Source organism: Sphingopyxis italica (assembly GCF_011926545.1).
Classification (GTDB): domain Bacteria; phylum Pseudomonadota; class Alphaproteobacteria; order Sphingomonadales; family Sphingomonadaceae; genus Sphingopyxis; species Sphingopyxis italica.
On record NZ_JAATIT010000002.1, the window covers coordinates 551,128 to 576,364 of the forward strand.

The following is a 25,237-nucleotide window of genomic DNA, read 5'->3' on the forward strand; positions in this document are numbered from 1 at the left end:
CGCTCAAACCCTTTCGAAAGCCCCGGTCTCGATCAGCGCCGCGATGGCGCCGCCGCCGTCCGGATGCTGTTCGGCGAGATGCGCGATCAGGTTACCCACTGGCGCGATTTCTTCCGCCATGCCGAGCGCCGCCGCGGTGGCAGGCTCGATCGCGAACAGGCGGACATCGGTATCGGGGCGCGTGACGAGCAGCGCCTGCGTATCGGCCGCGAACGCGGGATCGACGAGCGGCGCGGCATCGCTGGCGAGCGCTACGACGCGCACCGCCGGGTGCCGACGGACCGGCAGGCCGAGCAGTTCGGTTTCGTCCAGACCGATCAGATCGGCGAGCGCCAGCGCGCGCGCATCGGCGGCGTGATAGCTTTCGAGCCACGCCCATTCCACGCGTGCAAGGTCGGCGGCGCGCGGATCGGCGAGCCAGCCCGCAAAGCCCGCGCCGATATCGTTCAACGACCGGCGCTCGGCCCCGCCTTCCTCGACAAATCGGCGAGACAGCCGATTGAATGCTTCCGTGCCCAGATAATCGCGCGTGCGCGGGAACGTCTCTTCGAGGGCGACGAGGCGCGCATGCGATATGGTGTTGGCGTGGACGCGAAGCCCGCGCAGCACGGCGGCGTCGCTGCCTTTGAAAAGACCGGGTGGCAGATGGCCGGGGCCGCGCAGCAATGTTGCGGCGAGCGCCGCCTGTTGCCCTTCAAGCATGGGCCGGCGCCCGCAGCAGCGCGTCGGCCTTGGCCGCCTCGGCGATCAAGGTCGCATAATCGGGAACGTCGCTATCCCATTCGATCAGCACGGGTTTCGGCCCCGAACGGTCGAGAAATCGCGCCAGCGAGTCCCAGCAACTCGCGCGCACCGGGGATCCGTGGTCGTCGACCGCGATCGCCCCGCCCATATCGTCGTCCTTGACCGCATGGCCCGCGACGTGAATTTCGCCGACATGGCGCGGGTCGAAAGCGTCGAGCCAAGCCGCAGGATCGAGCCCGAGATTGAAGGCCGAAACCTCGACATTGTTGATGTCGAGCAGCAGGCCGCAGCCGCTACGTCGGCAAAGCTCGTGCAGGAAATCGACCTCGCCCCAATCGTCGCCCGCATAGGCGAGATAGCGCGAGGGGTTTTCAATCAGGATCGGCCGAAGCAACCGGTCCTGCACGCGGCCAACTTCGGCCGTAAAATGATCGAGCGCCGCATGACTATAGGGGATCGGCAGGAGGTCGGGGAATCGGTCGCCGCGTCCGTTGCTCCAGCTCAGATGATCCGAGACCATCGCAGGCGCATAGCGACGGCAAAGCGTGGCGAGCGCGTCGAGTTCGCCCTCGTCAACACCCGACGCCGATCCCAGCGACAGCCCGACCGAGTGAAAGCTCAGCGGCAATCGCTCGGCGATCGCGGTTAGCCAGCGGTGCGGCGGCCCGCCCGCGCCGAAATAATTCTGGGGGTGGACTTCGGCCCAGGCGGGCGCCGTCCCCTGCCCCGCCGCCAGCACATCGGCATAGTGCTGGGGCTTGAGCCCGATACCGGCGCGTGCGGGCAGCGGCGAAGACAGGGAAGCGGTCACGCGCGGTCAGCCCTTCTTGGCGACCGGCTTGGCATTGCCTTTGTGCGCGGTCAGCGTACCGCCCATCTTGACGCAGCTACCGGCGGCAACATGCTTCCAGGCATTGCCCTGATAATCAACGGTCGAGGTGCCCGCGCAGCTCGTACCCGGCCCGGCGGCGCAGTCATTCTTGCCCTTGAGCGAAACGCCGTAGCATTTTTCCTTGGCGCCCTCGGCGGCGACGGCGGCGCCGCCGATCGCGGTGCCCGCGGCCATGGCAAGAACAGCCGAAGCGGCGAGCGACAGTTTGAGTGCGTTGGTCATGGATATTCTCCCTTTGAGAAAATGGACGATGCGGAGGATGGCATCGTCATGGGTTCGCGGGGGAAGGTGCGAAAGTTACGCCGAGGCGGGAGACAATGATTTGGCAGGATGAAGCCGATAGAATAGGCCCTGCGTCGAACGAAGGCTCACGAATGGAGACAGGCGAGGCATGAATATTCTGCTGACGGGCGGCGCCGGCTATATCGGCAGCCATGTCGCGGCGCCGCTGGTGTCGGCCGGGCACCGCGTCATCTGCTTCGACAATCTGTCGAACAGCGATCCAGCCGTGATGGAGCGGCTCGAGGCGATCACCGGGCGTGCTGTTCCGCTCGTCACCGGCGACATCCGCGACGGCGATGCGCTGCGTCAGGCGATGCGGGATCATGCGATCGAGGCCGTGATTCACTTCGCGGGGCTGAAAGCCGTGGGAGAATCGGTCGCCGAGCCCATGAAATATTACGACAATAATGTCCGCGGCACCCTGTCGCTGCTCGAAGCGATGGCCGATTGCGGGACCAAGACGCTCGTCTTCTCGTCGAGCGCGACCGTTTATGGCCAGCCGCAATATCTGCCGCTCGACGAGAGTCACCCGACGTCGGCGACCAATCCCTATGGCCGCACCAAGCTGATGATCGAGGAGATGCTCGCCGACGTCGCCGCCGCCGATCCCGAATGGCGCATCGCGATCCTGCGCTATTTCAACCCCGTGGGCGCGCACGACAGCGGGTTGATCGGCGAGAATCCGAACGGCATTCCGAACAATCTGATGCCTTTCGTCAGCCGCGTCGCCGCCGGGCGGCTCGGCGAACTGTCGGTGTTCGGCGACGATTATGACACGCCCGACGGCACCGGCGTGCGCGACTATATCCATGTCGTCGATCTCGCCGAGGGCCATGTGGCGGCACTTGAGGCGATCACGAAGAGCGAAGAACCGCTATCGATCTGGAACCTCGGCACCGGTCAGGGCTATTCGGTGCTCGACATGGTCCAGGCGTTCGAGCGCGTGAACGGCGTCCGGATCCCCTATCGCATCGCGCCGCGCCGCGACGGCGATGTCGCAAGCTGCTTCGCCAGCCCCGACCGCGCCGCGCACGAATTGGGCTGGAAAGCCGAGCGCGATCTCGATGCCATGTGCGCGTCGAGCTGGAACTTTGAACGCACGCTCGCAGGGCGTAATTCGGACTAGCCGAACAACCCCGCCGTCTGCGCGAGCACCCACAGGCCGAGCACGAGAAACAGGCCGGCGGCGACGAGGCGGACTTTCGCCAAATCGACGCGCTTCAGCAGTTCGTGTCCCAGAAAAATCGCCGGCACATTGGCGATCATCATGCCGAGCGTCGTGCCCGCGGTCACCAGAAGCACATCGTGATATTGTGCGCCCAGCGCGATCGTCGCCACCTGCGTCTTGTCGCCCATTTCGACCAGGAAAAAGGCGACGAGCGTCGTCAGGAACGCCCCGAAGCGCGGTTTCGGCGCCTCATCATCATCGAATTTGTCGGGGATCAGCGTCCACGCCGCCATGGCGATGAACGAAGCGCCGATCGCATAGCGAAAGATCGGGCTGTCGAGAAAGGCGGCGGCCGACGCGCCGAGCAGCGCCGCGAGCGCATGGTTGGCAAGCGTCGCGACCAAGATGCCGAATATGATCGGCAGCGGCCTTTTGAAACGCGTCGCAAGCAGGATTGCGAGCAGCTGCGTCTTGTCGCCGATTTCGGCGAGCGCGACGACCGCGGTCGAGGTGAACAGGGCTTCCATGACAACTCCGGGGCCGGGCGGCTTCGCGATTCCAATAGACATCAAACCCGCCGCCCGGCCCGGACGAAGGTCGATGCCATTGGTCTCGCCCAAGCGGTCTCCCGCTTCCACCGCACCACGACCTCTCGGCCGAGTATGTTGACACGGTGGCCCGTCCCGAAGGACGGCTGGCTACTCCCCAGATGACGCGGGCGGATTAGACGGCTTGGTCTCCGCTTGCAAGCCCTTCGACGCGGCCGCCTTCTCGGCTTCGGCGATGTCGGCATCCATCGCCTTGGCGCGCGCCTCGATTTCCTTCGCCGCCTTGTCGTAACGCGTATCGAAGTCGGGCTCGTCCTTGCAGGCGGCAAGGAGCAGCAGCGGCACGAGCAGGAAGGCCGCGCGCATCAATAATCCTTGCGATAGCGGATGCTGAGGTTCGATCCGCCCGAACCGCCCGCCTGACTGAGCAACGACAACGCCCGCGTCAGGCTGATCTCGAGCTGGGTCGCGGTATAGCCGCGCGCGTCGGTGATCACCTCCAGATAGATGTCCTTGGTAATATATTGCCCGGCGGCGAGCGCCGCGCCGCGCCCGACCGTGTCATCCGGCCCGAGCACGCGCAGCCGGTCGATACCCGTCGCCGACTGGAGCGCACCGAGCGGGCTCAGCCCGCCGCCGCCGCTGCTCAGCGTGTTGAGCGAAGCGGCGAGCTGCACCGCCTGCAACGGCGACAGCGTCGTGATCGAATCGCCGAACAGGATGCGCGAGACGATCTCGTCCTGCGGCAGGCCGGGGACGCTGGAGAAGGCGACCTGCGGATTGCTCGCGCGGCCGGTCACGCTGACGGTCACCGTCACCGTTTCGATCGTGTCGTCGGCGATCAGGCGGATCGCGGGATCGAACGCATCGCCGGTCGGGAAGGTCACCCGGCCCTCCTGAAGCTCGAACGAGCGGCCCGCGAAATCGAGCGTGCCGCGCACCAGCTCGATCTCACCGGTTACCCGCGGCGCCTGCGTCGTCCCGCGGAGCACGATGTCGGCGCGCCACTCGGATTCGAGCCCCATGCCCGAAACATAGATTTCATCGGGCGCCTTCAGCGCGATGTCGAGGCGGATGAGGTCGAACAGACTGCCGCCGACCGCGGCGAGCCCGTCACCGCTGATGCGCCGGCGCCCGGTGGGCGGCTTGCGCCGCACGCCGGTCAGCACCGGCACCTGCGCCGCGCCTTCGCGCACGATGCGATAGCGCGTTTCTGGAAGGCGCAAGCTGCCCGACAGCAGCGCGGCCTGCCCCGCGACCTTTTCGAGCGTCAAATTGCCGGTCGCGCGCGCGGCGATATTCTCGCTGCGCGCAAGCCGGGCGTTGTCGAGCGTCGCCGCGATGTTCATCGGATAACCGTCGGCCGAAGCGAGGCTGACGAAGCCCTTCGCCTGCACCGTGCCGTCGCCGGCCTTCGCGGTCAGCTGCTCGATCTCCAACCGGTTGCCCGTGAAGCGGCCGTTCACGACGATATTCGTCAGCTTGGTGCCGTAAGTCTGGTTCTCATAAGTCATGTCCTTGCCGCGCACCACGCCCTCCAGGCAGGGGTCGGCGACGCTGCAACTGAAATCGGCGGCGACCGCGATCGGCCCCGCGACATGCTGATCGGCCGGACCGAAGAAGGAATAGAGCGTGTCGGCGGGACCGTTGTAGCGGATGCCGCCGCCAAGCGGCGCGGCCATCAACCGCTCGGTCCAGCCACCCGCGCCGGGGCCGAGCGGGCGCAGCGACGCCTGAATCCGGCCGATGACGCTGCCGCGCTTGCGCATCACCGCGCGCGCCTCGCCGCCGTCGGCGAGCAGTTTGCCCGCGAAATTTACGTCGACCGGCTGGCTCACAGATGCCGCGGTGGTGCGCGTGAAGCCGGTGATCGTGAGCCGGGCATCGGCGCGCGGGAAGCTTTCGGAACTCGCCTGCTCGAAATCGAGACTGCCCGTCGCGCGGCCACCCAGCCCCATGTCGGGATAGACGGCGTTGAGGATCGCCATGTTAACGCGCTCGAGCCGGCTCTGGAGCATGATCCCGTCGCCGAAGCGCCCCGCGATGCGCGCGGTGCTGCCGCGGCCGAGATTGACCGTCGTCGGCAGCAATTCATATCCGTCATCCCCGGGAATGATCCGCGCGGGCGTGGTGGTGCGGAAATTGATGCCCGTCGCCCGCCCGCGCACCGACGCGCGCCAGAGTTCGGGCGTCAGGTCGGCATTCGCCGCAATACGGAAGGGCACGCCGCTCGTCCCCTCCACCAACGCCTGCGCCTTGCCGCTACCGTTGCGATAGTCGATCTTCACCCGCCCGACCGCGATGTCATAGTCGCGGATCTGCGTATCGGCGATCTGGATGTCGGCGACGATATGCGGCTGGTCGTAGAGGGTGACGTCGGCGTCGATGATCGCCGAACCGACCGCGAGTTGCGCCGGGCCAGGCAGCACGACATCGTTCGCGCGGATATTGATCGCCGCCGCCTGATATTGACCCGCGGCGCTCAACCGCACCAGCCCGCCCAGCCCCTGCCCCGACGCGTTGAGCTGGCCGGTGAACGGTCCCGCCTCGCTCTGCACGAGCCGCCCGTTGAAGCCTATTCCCGCAAGGTCGCCGCGTTCGACGTCGATCGTCAGCGGGCCCGCCGCCATCAGCAGCACGACGTCGGCCGACAGCGGCCCATAGTCGGTCTCGCCCGTCGCCGCGAGGCGATAGCCGTTCGGCGCGCCGTTGATCTTTGCCACGAGATTGGCGAGCCCGATGCCGAGCCCCGGCTTCTCGGCGGTCACGACCGCGCGCGGGTCGCTGATCGTCCCGGCAAGCTGGACGCCGATCGGGCCATAATCGGTCGAGTTCGCACGCGCGGTCAGCCGGATCTGGCCGTTCGGCGCATAGCTCCCCTGCCCCCCGGTCACACGCAGGCGCGGCGCCGACAGGCGGAGGCTGGAGAAGCGGATCATACCGTCGGTGCCGTAACGCACCGCGCTCGACGCGGTCGCATTGCCGCCGAGGAAATCGCGAACCCCCGAGTTGAACAATCGCGTCGAGCGCGCCCGGACATTGCCGACGATCTCGAAGCCGCCGCGCGGCGCGGTCTTGAGGTCGGCGTCGGTATCGATGTCGAAAATGCCGACGCTTTCGATCCGGTAATCGTTGATCCGTCCGTCGATCGCGCCGGTGTAGAAGCCCTTGTTCAGATCGGCGATGACGATCGCCTTGGCGTCGATGCGCGGCGAGCGCAGGCGCAAATTGTCGCTGAGGATGCGGCCGTCCGCATAGGCGAGATCGCCGTCGAGCCGGACCTGCACCAGCGTGCCGCCCGCAACGGTGTCGAGACCGCGAATCCGCGCCGCGCGCCCCGCGACGGGGATGACGATCTGGTCGGCATCGACGCGCGCCTTGCCCGCGAGGCTCAGCCCTTCGACGATAATGTCGTTGACAGCGAGGCTGTTCGCATTCGCCTGATAATCGACCGTCGGCAGCGCGAATTCGCCGTCGAGCGTCGCGGTGGCACGCAGGCCGCTCGCACGCACGGCCGGCGCGATCGCGCCCGGGCGCAGGATATTGGCCGCGAACTGCAATCCCTCGAACCGGTTGGCGCCAAGGTCGAGCCCGCCGCTGATCCCGAGCCGCGCCGCGTCGGACGAAAGCCGGCCGTCGATTGCCGCCTTGCGCTCCTGCAGCCGGGCGGTGAGGTCGATTGCGGTTTCGGTGCCAAGCAGTTCGGCCGCCGGACCGGTCAGCAGCCGCGATGCCTGTGCCGTTCCTTTGGCGGCAAAGGTGCCGTCGCGCGCCGTCAGCGCGACGCGCGCGAGCGGCGCGGCGCCCAGGCTTGCGGTCAGATTACCGTTCCACGCTTTCCAGTCGCCGCGCCCGGTGAGCTTGGCGGTCAGCGTCTCCTCGAAACCGCCCATTGCCGCCAGCACCCCGCCTTGAGGCGCCGCCACATCGAGCGCTACCGCGAAACGATTTGCCTCGGGCACCGCATCGAGGACCAGCTTCAGCGTATCGCCCTGCCCGCCGCCGCCCGCGATCGTCCGGGCGTCGGCGGTAACCTGCGCCCGCCGATCGGCGATCGCGACCTTGCCGCGGAGCGTCGCCACCTGCCGTTCGCCGGCTACCGCGGGCTCGAAGACGAAGCGGTCGACGCGGAGCAGTCCGACGTCGATATCGAGGTCGGGCAGCAGCGGCTCGCCCGTGTCGGGTACCGCTTTGAACGCCGGGACTTTCTCCATCACCAGCGTTTTCGCCGTCGCCGATTTGATGTCGACATGGTTTGCGAGATAGCGGATCGGGCGCCAGTCGACGCGAAGCTCGGGCGAGCGCAGGAAGACGCCCTTCGGATCGGACAGCGTGAAATCGCTAACGATCATCTCACCATAGAGCGAGCCGTCGAGCCGGCCGATGCCGATCTTCATCCCGTTTTCGAATTCATATTTCTCGATCTGGGTGACGACGAAGCGCCGTCCGGCATCGCTGTTGAGCCCGATGAGGAACAGCGCCAAGAGCAGGACGAGTCCGAGTAGCCCGATCCCGATCCAACGCAGGACAGCAAGTGGCCAGGACCGGCGCTTGGCCGGCGCGGCGTCGTCGGGGGCGAAAGGCGCCTCCTCGGCCATCAGAAGGCCTGCCCGATCGAGACATAAACGCTGACCCGCGCCTCACCCGGCTTGCGCCCGATCGGCGTCGCGACGTCGAGCCGCATCGGACCGAAATTGGTGTAATAGCGCGCGCCGATCCCGGCGCCGAAGCGCAGATTCTGGAAGGTCGGCGCCGACGAGCGATAGACCTGCCCCGCATCGACGAAACCGACGACGCCGAAATTGCCGAAGCGATAGCGCGCCTCGAGCGCCACCTCGTTCACGCTGCGGCCGCCGATCGGATCGTTGTTCGGGTCCTTCGGCCCAAGTTCCTGATAGCCGAAGCCGCGCACCGACCCGCCGCCACCGGCATAGAAGCGCCGCGAGGGCGCCAGCCGCTCGCGCGCCGCGCCGACGATTGATCCGACGCGCACCCGTCCCGCGAGCACGATGCTGTCAGTCACCGGATAATAGCCGCTGATGTCGGTGCGCAGGCGAGCATAGGGCGAGAAGCTGCCGGCGAGCGACCCTTCGGGCTGGATCAGGCTGGTGACGCGAAAGCCCTTGGTCGGATCGAGCAGGCTGTCGGTGCGGTCCATGCCGACCTGTCCGGTGAGGCCTAGGATCGTGTAGAAGTCGTAACTCCGCTCCCCCGTCGCGAAATCATAATCATCCTCGCGCGTCGCGATCAGTTCGACACCATAGGCATAGGTGAATTTCTTCTGCCAGATCGGCGTCGAATCATAGCTGACGCGCGCCGCGACACGGCCCGTGATCGCGTTGAACGCATCATAGGTGCTGCGTGTGACTTCGGTGACGAGTTCGAACGTGCGGTCGCGGCGCCCGGCGTTCGAGCGGCGCAGCGTCGCGCCAATCCCCTGTTCCTGCGTTCCCAGCACACCGCGAAAGGTCAGCGCGCCCTCGGGCGGCAGCAGGTTGCGGTGAGTCCAGCTGCCTTCCAGCCGGATCCCCTGACCCGTGCTATAGCCGGCGCTGGCAGCCAGCGTGCGCGGCGGCCCCGCCTGCTGGGTCACCAGCATCGTGACATATTCGGTGTCGTCGCCGGCGCTCTCGCCCGTCGGCTGCGGCTCGGCGGCGACGGTCGCGAACAGGCCGGTGGCGACCAGCGCCTGCCGCAGGTCGTCGACCATCCGGCTGTCATACAGGTCGCCGCGCTTGAAACGCGCGAGCACTTCGACATGCTCGGCGTCGAAGGCGAGGTCGCCGGTCGTCTCGATCCCCCCGAAGCGCGAGCGTTTGCCGATATCGACGGGCAGCGTGTAGACGCCGTCGCCCGTCGCCCCGTCGAGCAAGATATCGCGCTGTCCGACCTTGGCGAAGGGATAGCCTTCCTCGGGCAGTTTGAGCGCGATCGCCGCCTCGGCACCCTGAATGCGCTGCGCGACGATCGGTTCGCCGACGCTCAGCGGGAAATTGTCGGCGATCAGATTGGGGGGGATCGTCGGATCGGCATCGATGACAATGTCTGCCAAAGTATAGCGTTTGCCCGGCTTCACATCGATGACCGCGGTGGTCGACCGGCGCCGGCGCTCCTGCCCCTCCTCGCGCGGGCCGCGGTCGATACGGGTGTCGACGACCGCGTCATAATAGCCTTCGGAGGCAAGGATTCGCTGCATCAGCTCGCCGTCGGCGGAAAGGCGCGCGCGGATCATCGCCGCATTGTCGGCTTTGCCGTCGCCGTCGTAGAGCGCCGACAGATCGCCGAACAGGTCGGCAAGATCGACAATTGTGCTGTCGTCGGCATCGCTCAGTCCGTTGACCTGCACCGCGTAGGAAAGCTCGACATTGTCGCTGTCGTCTTCGGGCTCGGCGAATTGAACGGGCTCGACGTCGAAATTTTCAAGCGGCGGTAGCGGCGCTGCGAGTTCGCTGTCGCTGATCGGCGCATCGCCGATCGCCTCGGCCGCGTCGCCGTCGGCCAGCGCAGGAACGGGCACGCCGTCCACTTGCGGCGGCTGCGCTTCTGCGCTGGCGTCCGCTGCATCCTCGGCACCGCTCGCCGCGCTCTCCGCCGCTTCGGCCGCCATCCGCTTTTCGAATTCCGCGATCGATTCGAGTGGCCGGTCGAGTTCGGCGTCATCCTCGGCGCGGATCGGCGGGATCGACTTTTCGAACTCCTCATCCCCGATGATCGGTTCGACGGCGGGCAATTGCGCTTCGGTCGGTGGCGGCGATGGCGCTGCGATCTTGGCCGAGCCGGTGTCGAGTGTCGGCACCACCTTCGGCGGCGCGACATCCTGCTCCGGCGTTTGCGCCTGCGCGGTGCCCGCCCAGGTCAGGCTGATAAGCGAGACCGCGCCGATCAGCAGCGGGCGCATCCGCAACGATGGGCGCCAGCATGATTCACGCAAAATTTCAGATTGTTTCATCTGCTGGCCACCGGTGCATCGTTGTGGCTCGCGAGATATGGCTGTGCAACCCGTTTCTCCCCTGTTTCCAAGCTAACTCTCCGACATTGGGACAGTTCCCGGCGATGCGGCGAGTTGCGCCCGGGGGAGATGGTCAGGAATCGGCGCCGAACAGATCGCGGCTATAGACCTTGTCCGCGACGTCGGCGAGTTCGTCGGTCACGCGGTTCGCGATGATGACATCGGCCTCCGCCTTAAATGCGTCCAGATCGCGGATCACGCGCGAATTGAACAGCCGCTCCTCCTCGATCAACGGTTCATAGACGATCACCTCGATCCCCTTCGCCTTGACGCGCTTCATCACGCCCAGGATGCTGCTCGCGCGGAAATTATCCGATCCCGCCTTCATCGCGAGGCGATGGATGCCGACGATGCGGGGGCCGCGCTTGATCACCTCGGACGCGACGAAATCCTTGCGCGTCGTATTCGACGACACGATCGCCTGGATCAGATTCTGCGGCACATCCTCGTAATTGGCGAGCATCTGCTTGGTGTCCTTGGGTAGGCAATAGCCGCCATAGCCGAAGGAGGGATTGTTGTAGAAGCTGCCGATCCGGGGGTCGAGGCACACGCCCTCGATCACCTGACGCGGGTCGACGCCGTGCGCGGCGGCATAGGTGTCGAGTTCGTTGAAGAAGGCGACGCGCATCGCGAGATAGGTGTTGGCGAACAGCTTGATCGCCTCGGCCTCGGTATTGCCCGTCTGCAGGATCGCGGCATCGGGCTTCAGCGATCCTTCGAGCAACAGCCGCGCGAAATCGGCCGCGCGCGGATGCGTGTTGCCGACGATGATGCGCGAGGGATGGAGATTGTCATAGAGCGCGCGCCCTTCGCGAAGAAACTCGGGCGAAAAGACGATCGCATCGGTGCCGAATTCAGCGCGCATCCTGTCAGTGAAGCCCACCGGCACGGTCGATTTGACGACGATCAGCGCATCGGGCGCCATGACCAGCGCATCCGCGATCACGCTCTCGACCGTGCGCGTGTTGAAATAATTGGTATCGGGATCATAGTCGGTCGGCGTCGCGACGATGACGAAGTCCGCGCCCTTATAGGCCGCCTCGCGATCGGTCGTCGCGATGAGGTTCAGCGGCCGGTTCGCCAGATAATCCTCGATCTCGGGATCGGCGATCGGCGATTGCTTCGTATTGAGCTGCTCGACCTTGCGCGCATCGATGTCGAGCGCGACGACCTCATTATGCTGCGCCAGCAGGATCGCGTTGGAAATGCCGACATAGCCCGTGCCGACGACGGCGATCTTGGCGGGCGAAACTTGTGCTGGGACCAATGACTTATCCTCTGAGTGATGCGGCGCCGTCCCTAGCAACTGCGATGCGGCGGCTCAACCGCGACCCTCAGGTGCCGCAAAAGGTTTTGTAAGGCCCCGCATCGGCGGGCGCTGGCAGCTCGAAGCGTTCCAGCCCCGGGCGGACTTCATACGGGTTGCGGACGACGCCAAGCAATTGGAGCCACGGCGCAAGATCGCCGGCCTCGGCTGCATCCAGCGTCTCTTCGACCAGATGGTTGCGCGGGATATAAAGCGGGTTCACCGCGTCCATCGCGTCGGCGATTTCCAGCGGATTGCCCGCATCCTGTTCGATACGCCGCCACCATGCGGCGATCCACGGCGCCATAGCATCGGCGCTGGGAAGCAAGCCTTCGAGCATTGCGCCATCGCCGCGCAGCAGCATCGCGAGCGCGCGGAAGAAGGAAGTGAAGTCGACGCTGTGCGTTTCGAGTTCGTCGAACAGGCTGTCGATCAATTCGCCGTCGTCCGCCCCCTCGCCGTTCAGCCCCAGCTTTTTCCTCGCCTTCGCATGCCAGCTGGCGCGGAACCGGCCCGGAATCGCATCGACGATCGCCTTTGCCGCCTCGACGTCCTCGGGCGACACGCGGTGGATCGCCGGCAGCAACGCCTCGGCAAAGCGCGCCATGTTCCAGTGCATGATCTGCGGCTGGCGGCCATAGGCATAGCGGCCATTGGCATCGATCGAGCTGAACACGGTGTTCACCGCAAAGCGGTCCATGAAGGCGCAGGGACCGTAATCGATCGTTTCGCCGCTGATCGCGACATTGTCGGTGTTCATCACGCCATGGATGAACCCCACACCCAGCCAGTGCGACACCAGCTCGCATTGTAGCCCGGTCACCCGGTCGAGCAACGCAAGATACGGATTGGCCGCCTCGGCAAGATCGGGAAAATGCCGCCGGATGCTGTAATCCGACAATTGCGTGACGTGATCGGCGCCGAAATGCGCGGCGAAGAACTGAAAGGTGCCGACGCGGATATGGCTGCTCGCGACGCGCGTAAGCACCGCGCCCGGATGCGCGCGCTCGCGATGGACCCGGTCGCCAGTCGCGACCGCCGCGAGCGCACGCGTCGTCGGCACGCCCATCGCCGCCATCGCCTCGGATACCAGGAATTCGCGCAGCACCGGGCCGATCGCCGCCTTGCCGTCGCCGTTGCGCGAAAAGGCGGTCGGCCCCGATCCCTTGAGCTGGACATCGAAACGCGCACCATCGGGCGCGACGATTTCGCCGAGCAAAAGCGCGCGCCCGTCGCCAAGCTGGGGAGAAAAATGCCCGAACTGATGCCCGGCATAGGCCAGCGCGAGCGGATTTGCGCCTTCGGGCGCCTCCTCGCCAGAAAAGATGCGCGCCAGCTGATCGTCCGTTGCATCCGCAACCTCGATCCCGAGCCGTTCGGCGAGCGCATGATTGAACAGGAGCAGCTTCGGTGCGGAGGGCTTGGCGGCTTCCGCGGGCGCGTAAAAGCCTTCCATGGAATCGTGGAAACTATTTTCGAAAGCGAAATCCATGGCGCCTATGTCTAGCGTTGACGCCATGAATGCAAGTGGGCCAGCCTGCTTGTGATTGCGCCGGGACCGGTTGCGCATGGCCGTGCCGCGCCCCGCATCGGAAGCGTCTCCTCATCGCAATATATCCCAGGTTGGTCCGTTTGGACGAGATTGACCATTTCGATCGCGCCCCGCCTGTCCTATGCCGCACCGGCGTGCCTTCGGCCCGCCGTGTCCAGAGTCGGCAGAATGGAATTATGAAGAAAATTTTCGTCACGGGCAGCGCCGGATTCATCGGCTTTCACCTCTGCAAGCTCCTGTTGGACGAAGGTTTTGAAGTATTCGGCGTCGATGCCATGACCGACTATTACGACGTACGGATCAAGGTCGAGCGCCACCGCATGCTGACGTCGCGTTCGAACCGCTTCACCGCGCAGGAATTCCGCCTCGAAGAAGCCGACCGGCTGATGGAATATGTTCGTTCGGTCCAGCCCGACGTCATCGTTCATCTCGCGGCGCAAGCCGGCGTACGATACAGTCTGGAAAATCCGCGCGCCTATATCGACACGAATATCGTCGGCACATTCAACATCATGGAGTGTGCGCGCGAACTCGGTATCGACCATCTGCTCATGGCTTCGACCTCCTCGGTCTATGGAGCCAATGAGGAAATGCCCTTCGACGAGCGGCAGAAAACCGACACGCCGCTCACCATCTATGCGGCAACCAAAAAGGCCAATGAAGCGATGGCGCACAGCTATGCGCATCTTTGGGGCCTGCCGACGACGATGTTCCGTTTCTTTACGGTATACGGCCCGTGGGGCCGCCCCGACATGGCCTTGTTCAAATTTACGAAGGGGATCATCGAAGGAACCCCCATCGATATCTACAATCACGGCGATATGTGGCGCGACTTCACCTATGTCGACGACCTGGTGCGTGGAATCCGGCTTCTGATCGACGCGGTTCCACCCGGCGTCGCCGATCGCGGCGAGCCGACTCCCGGCGACAGTCTGTCGCCTGCCGCACCGTTTCGCATCGTCAACATCGGGAATTCGGACAAGGTCCGCCTGCTCGACTTTATCGAAGCGATCGAGGACGAAGTCGGAGTGAAGGCGCTTCGCAATTATATGGATATGCAAGCGGGCGACGTGCCGGCGACATGGGCCGACGCATCGCTGCTTGAGGCCTTGACCGGCTATACGCCGCGCACCGACTTCCGGTCCGGGGTGCGCGATTTCGTCGCCTGGTATCGGGAATATTACGAAGTTTGATGATGATCGAGGGAAACAGCGCCGGGACGGTTGCGGCATCCCATGACGATGCCGCAACCGCGATAGTCGGCCTCGGCGATGTCGGTCATATCGACGCGCGCGGGCGGGCGATCGTTGCCACCGCCATCCTTCGGCCTTGGAAACAGGATCCAAGTTTATGAATGTGATCGATTCGGTTCGTATCCTTTTGATTGCGATGCTCGGCATTGTGCCCGCCGGTTCGTCGGACGCGAATGATCGATCCGCCCGATCGGCCGATAGCATATGGACGCACAAGAGCAGCAGCATCGCCCTCCCCGAAACGATCGGCGGCCTTCCTCGCCAACTCGCGTTGACCTTTGCCCCCTCCGGTCCCAACGCTCACATCTCTTTCGGGTCGACCCACGGCGGCGACACCCTGTCCATCGATATCTTCCGCAACACGTCCGGGAATGTGCCTCTGTGGTTTTCTCAGGCGCAGCGGTCGGTGGAATCGCTGGGCGACTATGAGGGCGCAAAACTTGCCGTCCCGCCGAGCCCTTTCGACCCGCCCGCCCTCGGCAGCGACACCGGCTTGCTTGCGGTTTATGATCGCAGACCGACCGGAAAACGGCAGAGTATCGGGGTGGCGCTCTTTTCGGTCGGCGACTGGTATGTTCACCTGCGCGCGGTTTCTTTCAAGCGTAGCGCCGGTGATACCGCCGCCTGGATGCAAACGGCCATCGCGGACATGAAGCTCCCGCCAGCTCCGCGCGGCAAGCCGATCCGCCCGATAACCGCCTGCGCGACCCCGCTCGCGCACCCCTCCGGCCGGCCGGAGGATGTTCCCGCCTACGGCCTCGTCACGCTTACCAAGCGGGAGAAGGCCCCGGACACCCGAATTTCGGGCAGCTTTTGGTGTCTGGATTCCAATCTGGGCCAAGGACGCGTCGCTTACAGACCGACCGGAACAAATGATCGTTACCTGCTGGCGACGGATCATGTGGGCGCGGCGTTATCGGTGCGCGGCGAAGCTCCGACCGGGGGAACGCCCTCCTATTATTCGGTCGTGTCCTTGCGCCCTCGCACGATCGAAGTGCGGGCAATGCTCGACCGCCTCCCGGCACCTGCGCACGCTCTCGAAAGAAAATCGGCTAATCAGTCGCTAAGATCCTATAACATATGGCCATCTGTGCAGTAGCCGGTTTACCCTTCGAATATACCACGGTGAATAGCATCGCTGGCCCCGAAAATTTGGAAACCTGAACAGCATGAACCGATTTGCTTCCATCACCGCGTCGATCACCGCCTTCTTCCTTCTCGCATCGGGCGCGGAGGTTTACGCCCTCGAATGCGCAAAACCGGTGCCGCGGCCGTTCAAGGTTTTCAACGGCCTCTTCTTCGACGGACAGCCCGATTTCGGCGCCTATGGCATGCAGCCGATTCACATCATCGATCGGCAAATCTGGGCGCCCGGCGTCGCGCGCTTTGGCCCCCCGGATCAGGCGATGGTGAACCGCTATGTCGAGGGACTGCCCGACGATGGCGCACCGATCGTCCTCGATTTCGAAGACTATGACCTCGCGAAAGGCGATGCGCAGGCCGGGCATGGCTTGACCAAACTGCAAGCCATTCTGGATGCCTTTCGCGCGACCGGCACGAAGCGCGAGGTCGGATTCTACGGTTATGTTCCCCTGGTCGACTATTGGCGCACCGTGACGCCGATGGATTCGGAAAAATACAGGGAATGGCAGAAACAGAACGACCGCGCGGCGCCGCTGGCAGAGGACGTCGATGCCCTGTTCCCGTCGATCTATACCTATTATCCCGATGAAACCCGGTGGGTCACGAATGCGACGGCGCAAATTTGCGAAGCGCGGCGTCTGTCGTCGAAGCCGGTCTATGTCTTCCTATGGCCTCATTATCACAATGAAGGAAATCTCCGGCCGCCGCGCCCTATTCCCGGGCCCTACTGGAAGCGCCAACTGGAAACGGCCTACCGCCTGGCCGACGGCGTGATCATCTGGGGCGGATGGAATGAGGCGGCCGGGACAAAGGCCAAGTGGAATTCTGACGAACAATGGTGGCAGGAGACCGTGCAATTTTTGAAAAGGATCGATGCGCAGTAAGCTCCCCGGCCCCCTCACCCCGGGATGCCTGGCGGGATAGAGACCGACGAGCCTTACTTCGCGCCCGAACCCCGGACGACAACCACGACGGTCTTGAACAGCACGACGAGATCCAGCCACAACGAGAAATTCTTGATATAGTAAAAATCGAAGCGGAGCTTGTCATGGACTTCGCTGATCGCGGCGACATGCCCCTGATTCACCTGCGCCCACCCCGTGATCCCGGGCCGCACGATATGGCGATAGGAATAAAAGGGAATTTCCCTTTCATACCATTCGGAGAGCGGTCGAGCCTCGGGCCGGGGCCCGATCCAGCTCATTTCTCCGCGCAAGATGTTCAGAATTTGCGGAAGTTCGTCGATCCGCGTCTTGCGCAGAAAGCGTCCAATTCGGGTGATGCGATCATCGTCGTCGCGCGTGATCGCTTCGTGCACCGAATCGATCGACTCGTCCGTCTCCGCGCTCTTGGCCCGCATGGTACGAAACTTCAGGACACGAAACGAGTGCCCTCGATAGCCTATTCTTTCCTGGCGAAAGAACACGGATCCGGGCGAATCCATCCGGACAAGAAAAGCGACGACCAATAGCGGCAGAATGAGGATGGGAAGAGCAACCGACGTCAACGCAATATCGAACAGGCGCTTGACCTTCGCGTAGGAATTGCTCGGGATCAGCGATCCGAAGCTGTTTTCCGACAGATGCTCGATGCGGACCTTGCCGGTTTGGGCTTCCCACACCTGTTTGTAATGGTGGACGCCCATGCCGTTGAGGGCCGCGATCGCGAAAGTGCGCTCCCACTCGGCAGTGTGGTCATGGTGCAGATCGGCGACGATGATGGCATCGGGCATATTCGGCAACACGGGCTTGTCGAGCATGATCGAAGCCGCTTCCATATCGCGGCGGATGCGGTCGATATTTCCCCCGGGCACCAGGAAATAAACTCCCCGACCCCCTCGCTTCTCCATCGCGCTGATTGCGAAGCGTGCGGTCAGACTCAATGCGAAGCTGATCGACAGGAGCACGCCGCTGTAAGGCGCGCGGATGAGAAGGATGGCGAACATAGCGACGCCATAGCTCGCCGCAAATGCCGGAAAAACATAGCTGGCGCCGATTGTGCCGGGGAAATCGGCGAGCTTGCGCACCCCAACCACGCCAGCCATTATCGCGAAGGTTGCCGCCAGCGTAGAGTTCCAGGCGGGTATATTTTCGGATAGGGCCGACAGATCGTTCAGAAAATAGATCAGAACCGGAAGGATGACACCCGCGAAGAAGCAGATCAGGAACTGCACGCGCAGCGAGGAAAAAAACAACTGCAAGGTCAGGCCGCCGCGTATCGGAGGCTCCGGCGCTCCAACACGCCTGTTTCCTTGAAGATCGGAAGCGTTCGGTGAAGTTAACAATTTCGTTTCGCTGCTTCAGGGTCACAAAAGCGGACAATATCCGCATGCTCACGACCGCAAGGGAGGTGGACGTTCATTATCGCGAGAGAAACCGGCCAGGCAAGCCGGGAGCGCAGCGGTCTGGCCCGCTTTCGCGTTGATCGCCGCACAAAGACCGAACCGCCGGGCTGTCATGCCTCACGCAGCGCGGCCTTGTTTTGTTGAAACCATTCATATGTTTCCTGAACCCCTTGATCGAGAGCGATGGTCGCTTGCCATCCCATCCGTGCGAGTCTGGAAACATCCATCAACTTGCGTAAGGTTCCATCGGGCTTCGCCGTGTCGAACGCGATGCGTCCGGCAAAGCCGGTCTTGTCGGCGACGAGACGGGCCAGGTCCGCGATGCTGACGTCCGTCCCGGTCCCGACATTGATGTGGCTGAGCATCGGACGGGTCTCGGCCTCGTAAACCGTCTTGTCGAGCCCCAGAACGAACAGCGAAGCCTCCGCCATGTCGTCGACATGCAGAAATTCACGGCGCGGGGTGCCGCTGCCCCAGATGACGACTTCGTCGCGACCTTCTTCCACCGCCTCGTGGAATCGCCGGATCAGCGCGGGCATGACATGGGAATTGTCGGGATGGAAATTGTCGCCCGGCCCATAGAGATTGGTCGGCATGACACTCCGGTAATCCATGCCATGTTGACGATTATAGCTTTCGCACAGCTTGATGCCGGCGATCTTCGCGACGGCATAGGGTTCGTTGGTGGGCTCGAGAACGCCGGTCAGCAACGCATCTTCGCGCATGGGCTGCGAAACCGCGCGCGGATAGATGCAGGACGAACCAAGAAAAAGAAGTTTCTCGACGCCCACCCGAAATGCCTGATGGATGACATTGCATTCCATCATCAGATTTTCATAAATAAAATCGGCGGGATAGCTGTTGTTCGCGTGAATTCCCCCGACCTTTGCGGCCGCCAGCACGACCGCGTCCGGGCGCTCGCTCGCCATGAACCGCCGCACCGCATCCTGATCGGTGAGATCGAGTTCGCTACGCGATCGCACGACCACGTCCGCGCCGGCTCGCTGCAAGCGGCGGAGGATGGCGCCCCCCACCATTCCCCGGTGCCCGGCAACATAATATTTCATCGGTTCAGCCTTTATGTTTCGATCGACACCGGAAGATCGAGCCCGTTTTCACGCAGCAAACGGTGACGCTTGGCCGCTCGCAGATCTTCGGCGACCATTTCCGCACACATTTGCTGAACCGTGATTTCCGGAACCCAGCCGAGCCTTTCCTTGGCCTTGGCCGGATCGCCCAGCAGGGTCTCGACTTCCGCCGGGCGAAAATAGCGGGGGTCGATCCGGACGATGACGTCGCCTTCCTTGATCGCGGGCGCGGAGTCGCCGGCAATCGCCTCGACGATCGCCTTCTCCTCCACCCCTTCGCCCTCGAAGCGAAGGGTGATGCCGAGTTCGGCCGCGGACCACAGGATGAATTCACGGACGGAATATTGAATGCCCGTGGCGATCACGAAATCTTCGGGGTGGTCTTGCTGCAGCATCATCCACTGCATGCGCACATAATCCTTCGCATGGCCCCAGTCACGCAGCGCGTCGATGTTCCCCATATAGAGGCAATTCTCGAGCCCTTGGGCGATATTCGAAAGTCCGCGGGTGATCTTGCGCGTCACGAAGGTCTCGCCCCGACGCGGGGATTCGTGATTGAACAAAATGCCGTTGCAGGCATAAATGCCATAGGCCTCGCGATAATTGACGGTGATCCAGTAAGCATAGAGCTTGGCGACGGCATAGGGCGAGCGCGGATAAAAGGGCGTCGTCTCGCGCTGCGGCGTTTCCTGTACAAGCCCGTATAGCTCCGAGGTCGAAGCCTGATAGAAACGGGTTCGCTTGTCGAGACCCAGAAAACGTATCGCCTCGAGCAAGCGGAGCGTGCCCATCGCGTCCACATCGGCGGTATATTCGGGGGCTTCGAAGCTGACCGCGACGTGGCTCTGCGCGCCGAGGTTATACACTTCGTCGGGCTGGACCTCCGACAACACGCGCGTCAGATTGGAGCTGTCCGTAAGATCACCGTAATGGAGAATGATGCGCGCGTTGTCGGTGTGCGGGTCTTCATAGATGTGGTCGATCCGCTGCGTATTGAACATCGACGCCCGGCGCTTGATGCCGTGGACCTCATAGCCCTTTTCCAGCAGAAACTCCGCGAGATAGGAGCCATCCTGGCCCGTAATGCCCGTGATCAAAGCCTTTTTAGTCATCACCATACCTTCACGATTTCCGAAAAAACTGCGGAACTTTCTGTATATTCTTGAGGAACAATGCGCTGAGGCCGCCGATGTCGTTGCGACGCAGCGCCCTATAGTCCTCCCGACTCTTGCGGAGGATACGCTCCAAAGAGCGATTGCTCTCGCCCCCTAGGCGCATTTTGACCATGACGCCAGAAAGATAGGAAACGCGCACCTCCTCGTCGCTGAAATAGCGAAGAATCGCGTCATAGTCCGCCGCGATACGAAAGGACGTGTCATAACCGCCCAATCGTTCGATCACGTCCCGGCGCAGGAATAGAGCGGGATGCGGCGGCATCCATCCCCGACGAAGTCGATCGGAATCGAAAGCTCCGGACTTCCAGTGCCGAACGACGCGCGATGTATCCCCCGCCGCGACATAGTCGAGATCGCCATAGATCGCATCCGCGCCGGTTTTGGCGAAGGCGTCGGATACCCGCGCCAGAATATCGGGGCTGGCGAAAAAGTCATCCGAATGGAGCACTCCGACAATTTCACCCGAACTGCGTGCAAAAGCACGGTTGAGCGCCTCATAGATGCCACCATCACGGCGACTTTCGACATGGCGCCGGGCATCCGGCCTTGCCGCCAGCAGCGCGAGGGTTCCGTCGGTAGAGCCGCCGTCCTGCACGACATGCTCCCAATCGGAATGCGTTTGTTCCTCAAGGCTATCGAGCGCTTGGCCCAATGTGGCCACTCGATTCCAAACAGCGGTTAGAATTGAAATTTTCATCGAATTTTCAGTTAATTACCTCGGCGTGGAAACCATTCATGGCCCGATGTGATCCGCGTCATGTTGCTGACAGCCCGTTCAAAATGGCCTCGCCATGGTCTTTCCAAGAAGGTATCCGCCAACGGGGTGCAGCTTCGTCGAAAGCCGCGTCGATCTCTTCTACCGTGAGACGATCGCGTATATCGCGGAAATACTCGAGCGCCTCGTCTACCGATGCGACCTGCCGCCAGAAGGGATAGCCGGGCGCGATCCTTTCCATCTCGTCAGCGATGTCGGCGCAGCTCGCGATGATATCACGGCACGCGATCATCTGCATCAGTTTCAGCTTGAAGCCGACGGTAAAGCGGTCGTTGATCAACCCGAACGCGGACGAGGGGTCGGGGTCAAAATCGCCGATGACAAAACCCGCTTTCGCAAAGCGCGCGATTTGATCGTCCGTCAGACGGGAAAGCCTCTTGGGCAACCAGCCTTCCGAGCCCGAAACATGTACGATCCCCATCCGCCGAGCGGAGGGAACGGCGGGTGCGGGAGGAGGCGGAACGACGATCGTTCGCCCGCGAATGCCCGGAAAATCGTCCTCGGCGGCGTCGCGTTCACGATGGGAGAGAAAGAAGAGCCGGGGCGTCCGATCGAACGCGCGGCGATAATGGTTGAGCGCGCCGAGCCGATAATATAATTCCAGGTCCTTACGATCGGGGAAACGAAAGCGCGGAAAATAATTGTGCACGATCAACGCATCGGCATTTACCACGCGTGCAAGGTCGAAGGTCGCCTCGTGCGACAAAATCGTGTGCCCGCCGGTTTCGTCCGTTGGAATGCGAAGTCGTGACGTCTCGATCCGGCCGGCCCATGTCGGCAGACGCAAAGCCCGGCGGCGGAGAACGGGTAGTTCATCGACCGCAGCGCCCGATTGCCGAAGTGCCGCGACGGTCTTGCGATCGAAGATCGCGCCGCCATCGTCGGCATCCCGGCCCAGCCCGTCAACGTGATAAAAGTGGATATGCACCGATTATCCGCCGATACCTGCGCTTGCGCGGCGCCACGGCTCCGCGGTGGGCGATGCCGCCAATCCACCATTTCCGGATGCCAGTTCGGCGCCGCGCCGTAAGGACAGCGCGTTGACCAGAACCAGAAACAGATACCAAACAAGATAGGAAATCATATGGCCATATGAAAAATGCACGGCGACGACGAAAATACCGATTGCGATCAACCGGCCTTTGCTGATCGAGTAAAATCTCACAAAGAGAAACGTCAGGTATGAAATTATGCCTAGCACGCCCGTCGAAAGCATCACTGCCGCGAATATATTATCAATATCGCCGCGACCAGCACTGGAAAATACACCCAACCCTCCGTATCTGTAAATAAGCCAGTCGGAATAATTTCCATATCCGGTGCCCAGGAAAAAATCGGTCCAACCATTTTCGGACCAATAGTCCAGAACCGGCCGGAACGCGTTGATCCGGCTCCCCTCGCTGCCGACCAGATCCCCTCGGGAAAAAGCCTCGCTAACAATGCCGATACGCTCGAAATATGTACTGGATATGATATCGTCCCAGTAAATAAGCACCACGACGAACGCCATGATCAACGTCATAAATGAAATGAAAGCGTTGCGCTTTTTCTTGAAAATCACGGCCGACCATTGGGCTGCGATATAGAATGTTACGATCAGGAATCCGGACAGCGAACCAACGTACAGAATCGAGACGCCTATCAAGGCCTTGAAGGCATTGGAAAGTTTGGATTTCTGGAACGCGATATCGACGATCACGAACGCGAAAGCGAGATAGACGGCAAGGTGGGAGGGTTCGAAGAAGCCCGCCTTTGGCCGCAGGTAAGGCGCGGGATTTCCGCGGCGTCCATCAGGAAAAATGGTATCGAGGAGGATCAGGATATCGTCGATACGGAGCAGCGCACCGACAAGCTCGATGAAAGAGATCGCCAGAGTGACGACCAGACCGACCAGAAACCCCCGGATCATTGCCCGACTGACGCTTCGCTCGATATTCCCGAGCATGAGCGGCGAAATCACGGCGAATAGCGCGACCAGAGAGGGCAGATAGCTGCCCACCGGATTCCGGCCGATGTTCGAAACGATAAAGCAGGCCGCCATTGCGATAGCGGCGACGAGATAATCCCGCCGGGCAAAAGCTTTGGAAATGTTGACCAGCAAAAACAGCGATCCGCATACCAGAGCCGGCGAAATGGTAAGGTCGGCAGCTACCGGATAGCCAAGCGTCGGAAACGGGATAAAGGCTGCGGTCAGGAAGGCCAATATTTCGGATAATTTCTTCATGGCCTCACCAGCACAGCCCGGTCGCGTCGACCCGATAGCAGAATTTGTTCAGGACCGTCATTGCCACTTCGCGATAGCCTCGACGAACTGCTGACGCATCGCGGCGATGGACCGGACATCGACGCCGTTCGCCATGGTGTCGCCCGCGCTTGCGTGCGAATCGATCGCTTCCACCGCGCGGGCGGGCTCGCCATAGTCAATCGCCAACACCTTTGCGCCCACATAATCCGCATATTGCTCGATGACCGACCCCGATCGGACCACGGATGTTTTTCCGGTTTGGAAGGCGCGCCCGAAAACGCCCGACGCCTGATCATAATCGGGCCGATAACAGGCCCATATCATGTCGGCAACGCCGTAAAGACTCTCCAATTCGGAGTCGGAGAGATGGCGATCGACGACCATTGCCCCACAGGCCGCCAGCTCTTCCACACGGCCCGCGCTTTCCGTATCGGACTTCCCCATGACCGCAACGAGGTAACGGTCGGCCAAGCCGGTATCGGCGCACGCAATATCCCGCAGGAATTCGATGCCCTTGATGACCGATACGCCGCCGACAAAGCATAATATCCGGCGGCCCGACGCGGCTTTTTTCAGCGATTGCGCCAGCGGCGTGAGGGGCGCAACCTTCTCCCTCTCCGCGACATCCCACATCTGGGGATCGTGGATCCAATCGCGTGCGACCGATGCGAATTCGGGTCGCACCGCAAAGGGCACGATGGTCAACACGGCGATCGACCGGACCCGACGAAGCATCGAGAAGGCACGGCGTTTCCAGCGATGATAAAATCGCGTGCCGGTGAAGCATTGTGCGGGGCGGAGGAATATTCCCACCGTTCGACGCCCGCAAACCGCGCGAACCAACGAAATCAGAATGAAGGTGAAATAATTGTCGTCGATCGTCGAAAAGATGAGCCGCGGCGCCCGCACCATCTTTCCAAGCAGACGCATGTCGACGCGCCCATACAGCGGCTCGACATCAAGCCATTTCGATATAATCGCCTGATATGATTGGCGATGACCGTCGTCGCGCTCCACATACACATAGGATTTGCGTTTCATGCCCCGGATACTCGAACGCGATCAAAATGCCGCGTAAAAGGCATCCCCGCGGACGGCCTTGGCGTAGCCGCCCCGGCCCGGGTGATGTTCAAACGTCAGATCGAATTGCCGGGCCCACCGCTCGGCGATTTCCTGCTCGCCCGACCGCCGGATATCGTCCAGGAAAATCGCGCAGCGATCGCCAAGTCGGGCCGATATGTTGGGGAGCGCCGGATATCGCGCCAGCCGTTTCTCTTGGGTGTAGGCGATGGGACCGTCGACGAGGACAAGGTCGACCGTCACCTCGGCCAAGCGATCGGCGACAACGGCCTGATCATACCAATGGTTGCCGTCGACGGCGTGGTCGTTGGGTCCAAGCGGCGCGATCACAATCTCGCAATGCGCGGCGGCTTCGATGCGATCGATCCATTCGCGCACGATCGCGGCCCACGCGGGATTGTCGTCGAAGCTGATGATCCTGGCCCCGGTGCGCTTGGCGACCATTGCCATATAAACGGTCGAAATCCCGCAGCCGAATTCGACGATATTGCGCCGACCGTTGATTTCGATGTCGTTCAAGATCGACAACAGGGCCGAAGGCGCGATCGCCGACGCCGGCCACGGAAGATAGGGTACGCCCATCTTGGCCAATTCGACCGCCGCACGCGCGTCGGCCGCCGATTGGTTGATCTC

21 protein-coding genes and 1 riboswitch are annotated in these 25,237 nt (G+C 62.7%); of the genes, 4 read left to right on the top strand and 17 right to left on the bottom strand.

Going from position 1 to position 25,237, the window contains the following annotated elements; translation table 11 throughout:
- Positions 1-3: 3 nt before the first annotated feature.
- Genes GGR90_RS10350 through GGR90_RS10360 form a run of 3 tightly spaced genes read right to left on the bottom strand, consistent with a single transcriptional unit; the run spans position 4 to position 1,858 of the window.
- Entirely contained in the window at positions 4-702 is a 699-nt protein-coding gene (locus tag GGR90_RS10350; RefSeq protein ID WP_167921349.1) for an HvfC/BufC family peptide modification chaperone, read from the bottom strand.
- Positions 695-1,555: an MNIO family bufferin maturase gene (gene bufB, locus GGR90_RS10355; RefSeq protein WP_167921350.1), complete on the bottom strand. Its 861-nt coding sequence runs from the start codon at positions 1,553-1,555 to the stop codon at positions 695-697. Before bufB ends, GGR90_RS10350 begins: the two co-directional genes overlap by 8 nt.
- A 6-nt stretch (positions 1,556-1,561) precedes the next feature.
- Positions 1,562-1,858: a BufA1 family periplasmic bufferin-type metallophore gene (locus tag GGR90_RS10360; protein ID WP_167921351.1), complete on the bottom strand. Its 297-nt coding sequence runs from the start codon at positions 1,856-1,858 to the stop codon at positions 1,562-1,564.
- A 169-nt stretch (positions 1,859-2,027) separates the two neighbouring features.
- Here GGR90_RS10360 and galE point away from each other — a divergent pair, with 169 nt between their 5' ends.
- Positions 2,028-3,044: a UDP-glucose 4-epimerase GalE gene (gene galE / locus GGR90_RS10365; protein WP_167921352.1), complete on the top strand. Its 1,017-nt coding sequence runs from the start codon at positions 2,028-2,030 to the stop codon at positions 3,042-3,044.
- Here the strand turns inward: galE and GGR90_RS10370 are convergent.
- The 6 genes from GGR90_RS10370 to GGR90_RS10395 all read right to left on the bottom strand — a co-directional run bounded on the left by GGR90_RS10370 (position 3,041) and on the right by GGR90_RS10395 (position 13,441).
- Positions 3,041-3,613: a TMEM165/GDT1 family protein gene (locus GGR90_RS10370; RefSeq protein ID WP_167921353.1), complete on the bottom strand. Its 573-nt coding sequence runs from the start codon at positions 3,611-3,613 to the stop codon at positions 3,041-3,043. The genes galE and GGR90_RS10370 overlap by 4 nt on opposite strands.
- A gap of 10 nt (positions 3,614-3,623) precedes the next feature.
- Positions 3,624-3,813, bottom strand: a riboswitch (yybP-ykoY riboswitch).
- On the bottom strand, positions 3,785-4,000 hold the full coding sequence (locus tag GGR90_RS10375) for a hypothetical protein (RefSeq protein WP_167921354.1): 216 nt from the start codon (positions 3,998-4,000) through the stop codon (positions 3,785-3,787). (Overlaps the previous riboswitch by 29 nt.)
- Positions 4,000-8,232: a translocation/assembly module TamB domain-containing protein gene (locus GGR90_RS10380; protein ID WP_167921355.1), complete on the bottom strand. Its 4,233-nt coding sequence runs from the start codon at positions 8,230-8,232 to the stop codon at positions 4,000-4,002. Before GGR90_RS10380 ends, GGR90_RS10375 begins: the two co-directional genes overlap by 1 nt.
- The gene (locus GGR90_RS10385) at positions 8,232-10,532 is read right to left on the bottom strand and encodes an autotransporter assembly complex protein TamA (RefSeq protein ID WP_245198565.1); all 2,301 of its coding nucleotides are present in this window, start codon (positions 10,530-10,532) and stop codon (positions 8,232-8,234) included. The genes GGR90_RS10380 and GGR90_RS10385 overlap by 1 nt, the downstream gene beginning before the upstream one ends.
- Before the next feature lie 184 nt (positions 10,533-10,716).
- The gene (locus tag GGR90_RS10390) at positions 10,717-11,910 is read right to left on the bottom strand and encodes a nucleotide sugar dehydrogenase (RefSeq protein ID WP_167921357.1); all 1,194 of its coding nucleotides are present in this window, start codon (positions 11,908-11,910) and stop codon (positions 10,717-10,719) included.
- A gap of 67 nt (positions 11,911-11,977) precedes the next feature.
- Positions 11,978-13,441, bottom strand: coding sequence for a protein adenylyltransferase SelO (locus tag GGR90_RS10395; RefSeq protein ID WP_167921358.1), 1,464 nt, complete (start codon positions 13,439-13,441; stop codon positions 11,978-11,980).
- A gap of 236 nt (positions 13,442-13,677) precedes the next feature.
- Here GGR90_RS10395 and GGR90_RS10400 point away from each other — a divergent pair, with 236 nt between their 5' ends.
- The 3 genes from GGR90_RS10400 to GGR90_RS10410 all read left to right on the top strand — a co-directional run bounded on the left by GGR90_RS10400 (position 13,678) and on the right by GGR90_RS10410 (position 16,781).
- Positions 13,678-14,694: an NAD-dependent epimerase/dehydratase family protein gene (locus GGR90_RS10400; RefSeq protein ID WP_167921359.1), complete on the top strand. Its 1,017-nt coding sequence runs from the start codon at positions 13,678-13,680 to the stop codon at positions 14,692-14,694.
- Positions 14,695-14,851: 157 nt separating this feature from the next.
- Positions 14,852-15,853, top strand: a complete 1,002-nt coding sequence (locus GGR90_RS10405; protein WP_167921360.1) for a hypothetical protein — start codon at positions 14,852-14,854, stop codon at positions 15,851-15,853.
- Between the two features lie 70 nt (positions 15,854-15,923).
- On the top strand, positions 15,924-16,781 hold the full coding sequence (locus tag GGR90_RS10410; protein WP_167921361.1) for a hypothetical protein: 858 nt from the start codon (positions 15,924-15,926) through the stop codon (positions 16,779-16,781).
- 53 nt (positions 16,782-16,834) lie between these two features.
- Here the strand turns inward: GGR90_RS10410 and GGR90_RS10415 are convergent, their stop codons facing one another.
- The 8 genes from GGR90_RS10415 to GGR90_RS10450 all read right to left on the bottom strand — a co-directional run bounded on the left by GGR90_RS10415 (position 16,835) and on the right by GGR90_RS10450 (position 25,186).
- Positions 16,835-18,070, bottom strand: coding sequence for a sugar transferase (locus GGR90_RS10415; RefSeq protein WP_209023672.1), 1,236 nt, complete (start codon positions 18,068-18,070; stop codon positions 16,835-16,837).
- A 281-nt stretch (positions 18,071-18,351) separates the two neighbouring features.
- Positions 18,352-19,308 (bottom strand): GDP-L-fucose synthase, encoded by a 957-nt coding sequence (fcl, locus tag GGR90_RS10420; protein ID WP_167921363.1) that lies wholly within the window; start codon positions 19,306-19,308, stop codon positions 18,352-18,354.
- An 11-nt stretch (positions 19,309-19,319) separates the two neighbouring features.
- Positions 19,320-20,447, bottom strand: a complete 1,128-nt coding sequence (gmd, locus tag GGR90_RS10425) for a GDP-mannose 4,6-dehydratase (RefSeq protein ID WP_381448867.1) — start codon at positions 20,445-20,447, stop codon at positions 19,320-19,322.
- A 4-nt stretch (positions 20,448-20,451) separates the two neighbouring features.
- Positions 20,452-21,201, bottom strand: a complete 750-nt coding sequence (locus GGR90_RS10430; protein ID WP_167921365.1) for a glycosyltransferase family 2 protein — start codon at positions 21,199-21,201, stop codon at positions 20,452-20,454.
- Positions 21,202-21,259: 58 nt separating this feature from the next.
- A complete protein-coding gene (locus tag GGR90_RS10435) occupies positions 21,260-22,066 on the bottom strand; it encodes a hypothetical protein (protein WP_167921366.1) in 807 nt (268 codons plus the stop codon).
- Positions 22,067-22,210: 144 nt separating this feature from the next.
- Positions 22,211-23,503, bottom strand: a complete 1,293-nt coding sequence (locus tag GGR90_RS10440; protein WP_167921367.1) for a hypothetical protein — start codon at positions 23,501-23,503, stop codon at positions 22,211-22,213.
- Between the two features lie 57 nt (positions 23,504-23,560).
- Positions 23,561-24,565: a hypothetical protein gene (locus GGR90_RS10445; RefSeq protein ID WP_167921368.1), complete on the bottom strand. Its 1,005-nt coding sequence runs from the start codon at positions 24,563-24,565 to the stop codon at positions 23,561-23,563.
- Between the two features lie 21 nt (positions 24,566-24,586).
- Positions 24,587-25,186 carry a class I SAM-dependent methyltransferase gene (locus GGR90_RS10450; protein ID WP_245198620.1) on the bottom strand — a complete coding sequence of 200 codons (600 nt, stop codon included), beginning with the start codon at positions 25,184-25,186 and terminating at the stop codon, positions 24,587-24,589.
- Positions 25,187-25,237: the final 51 nt, after the last annotated feature.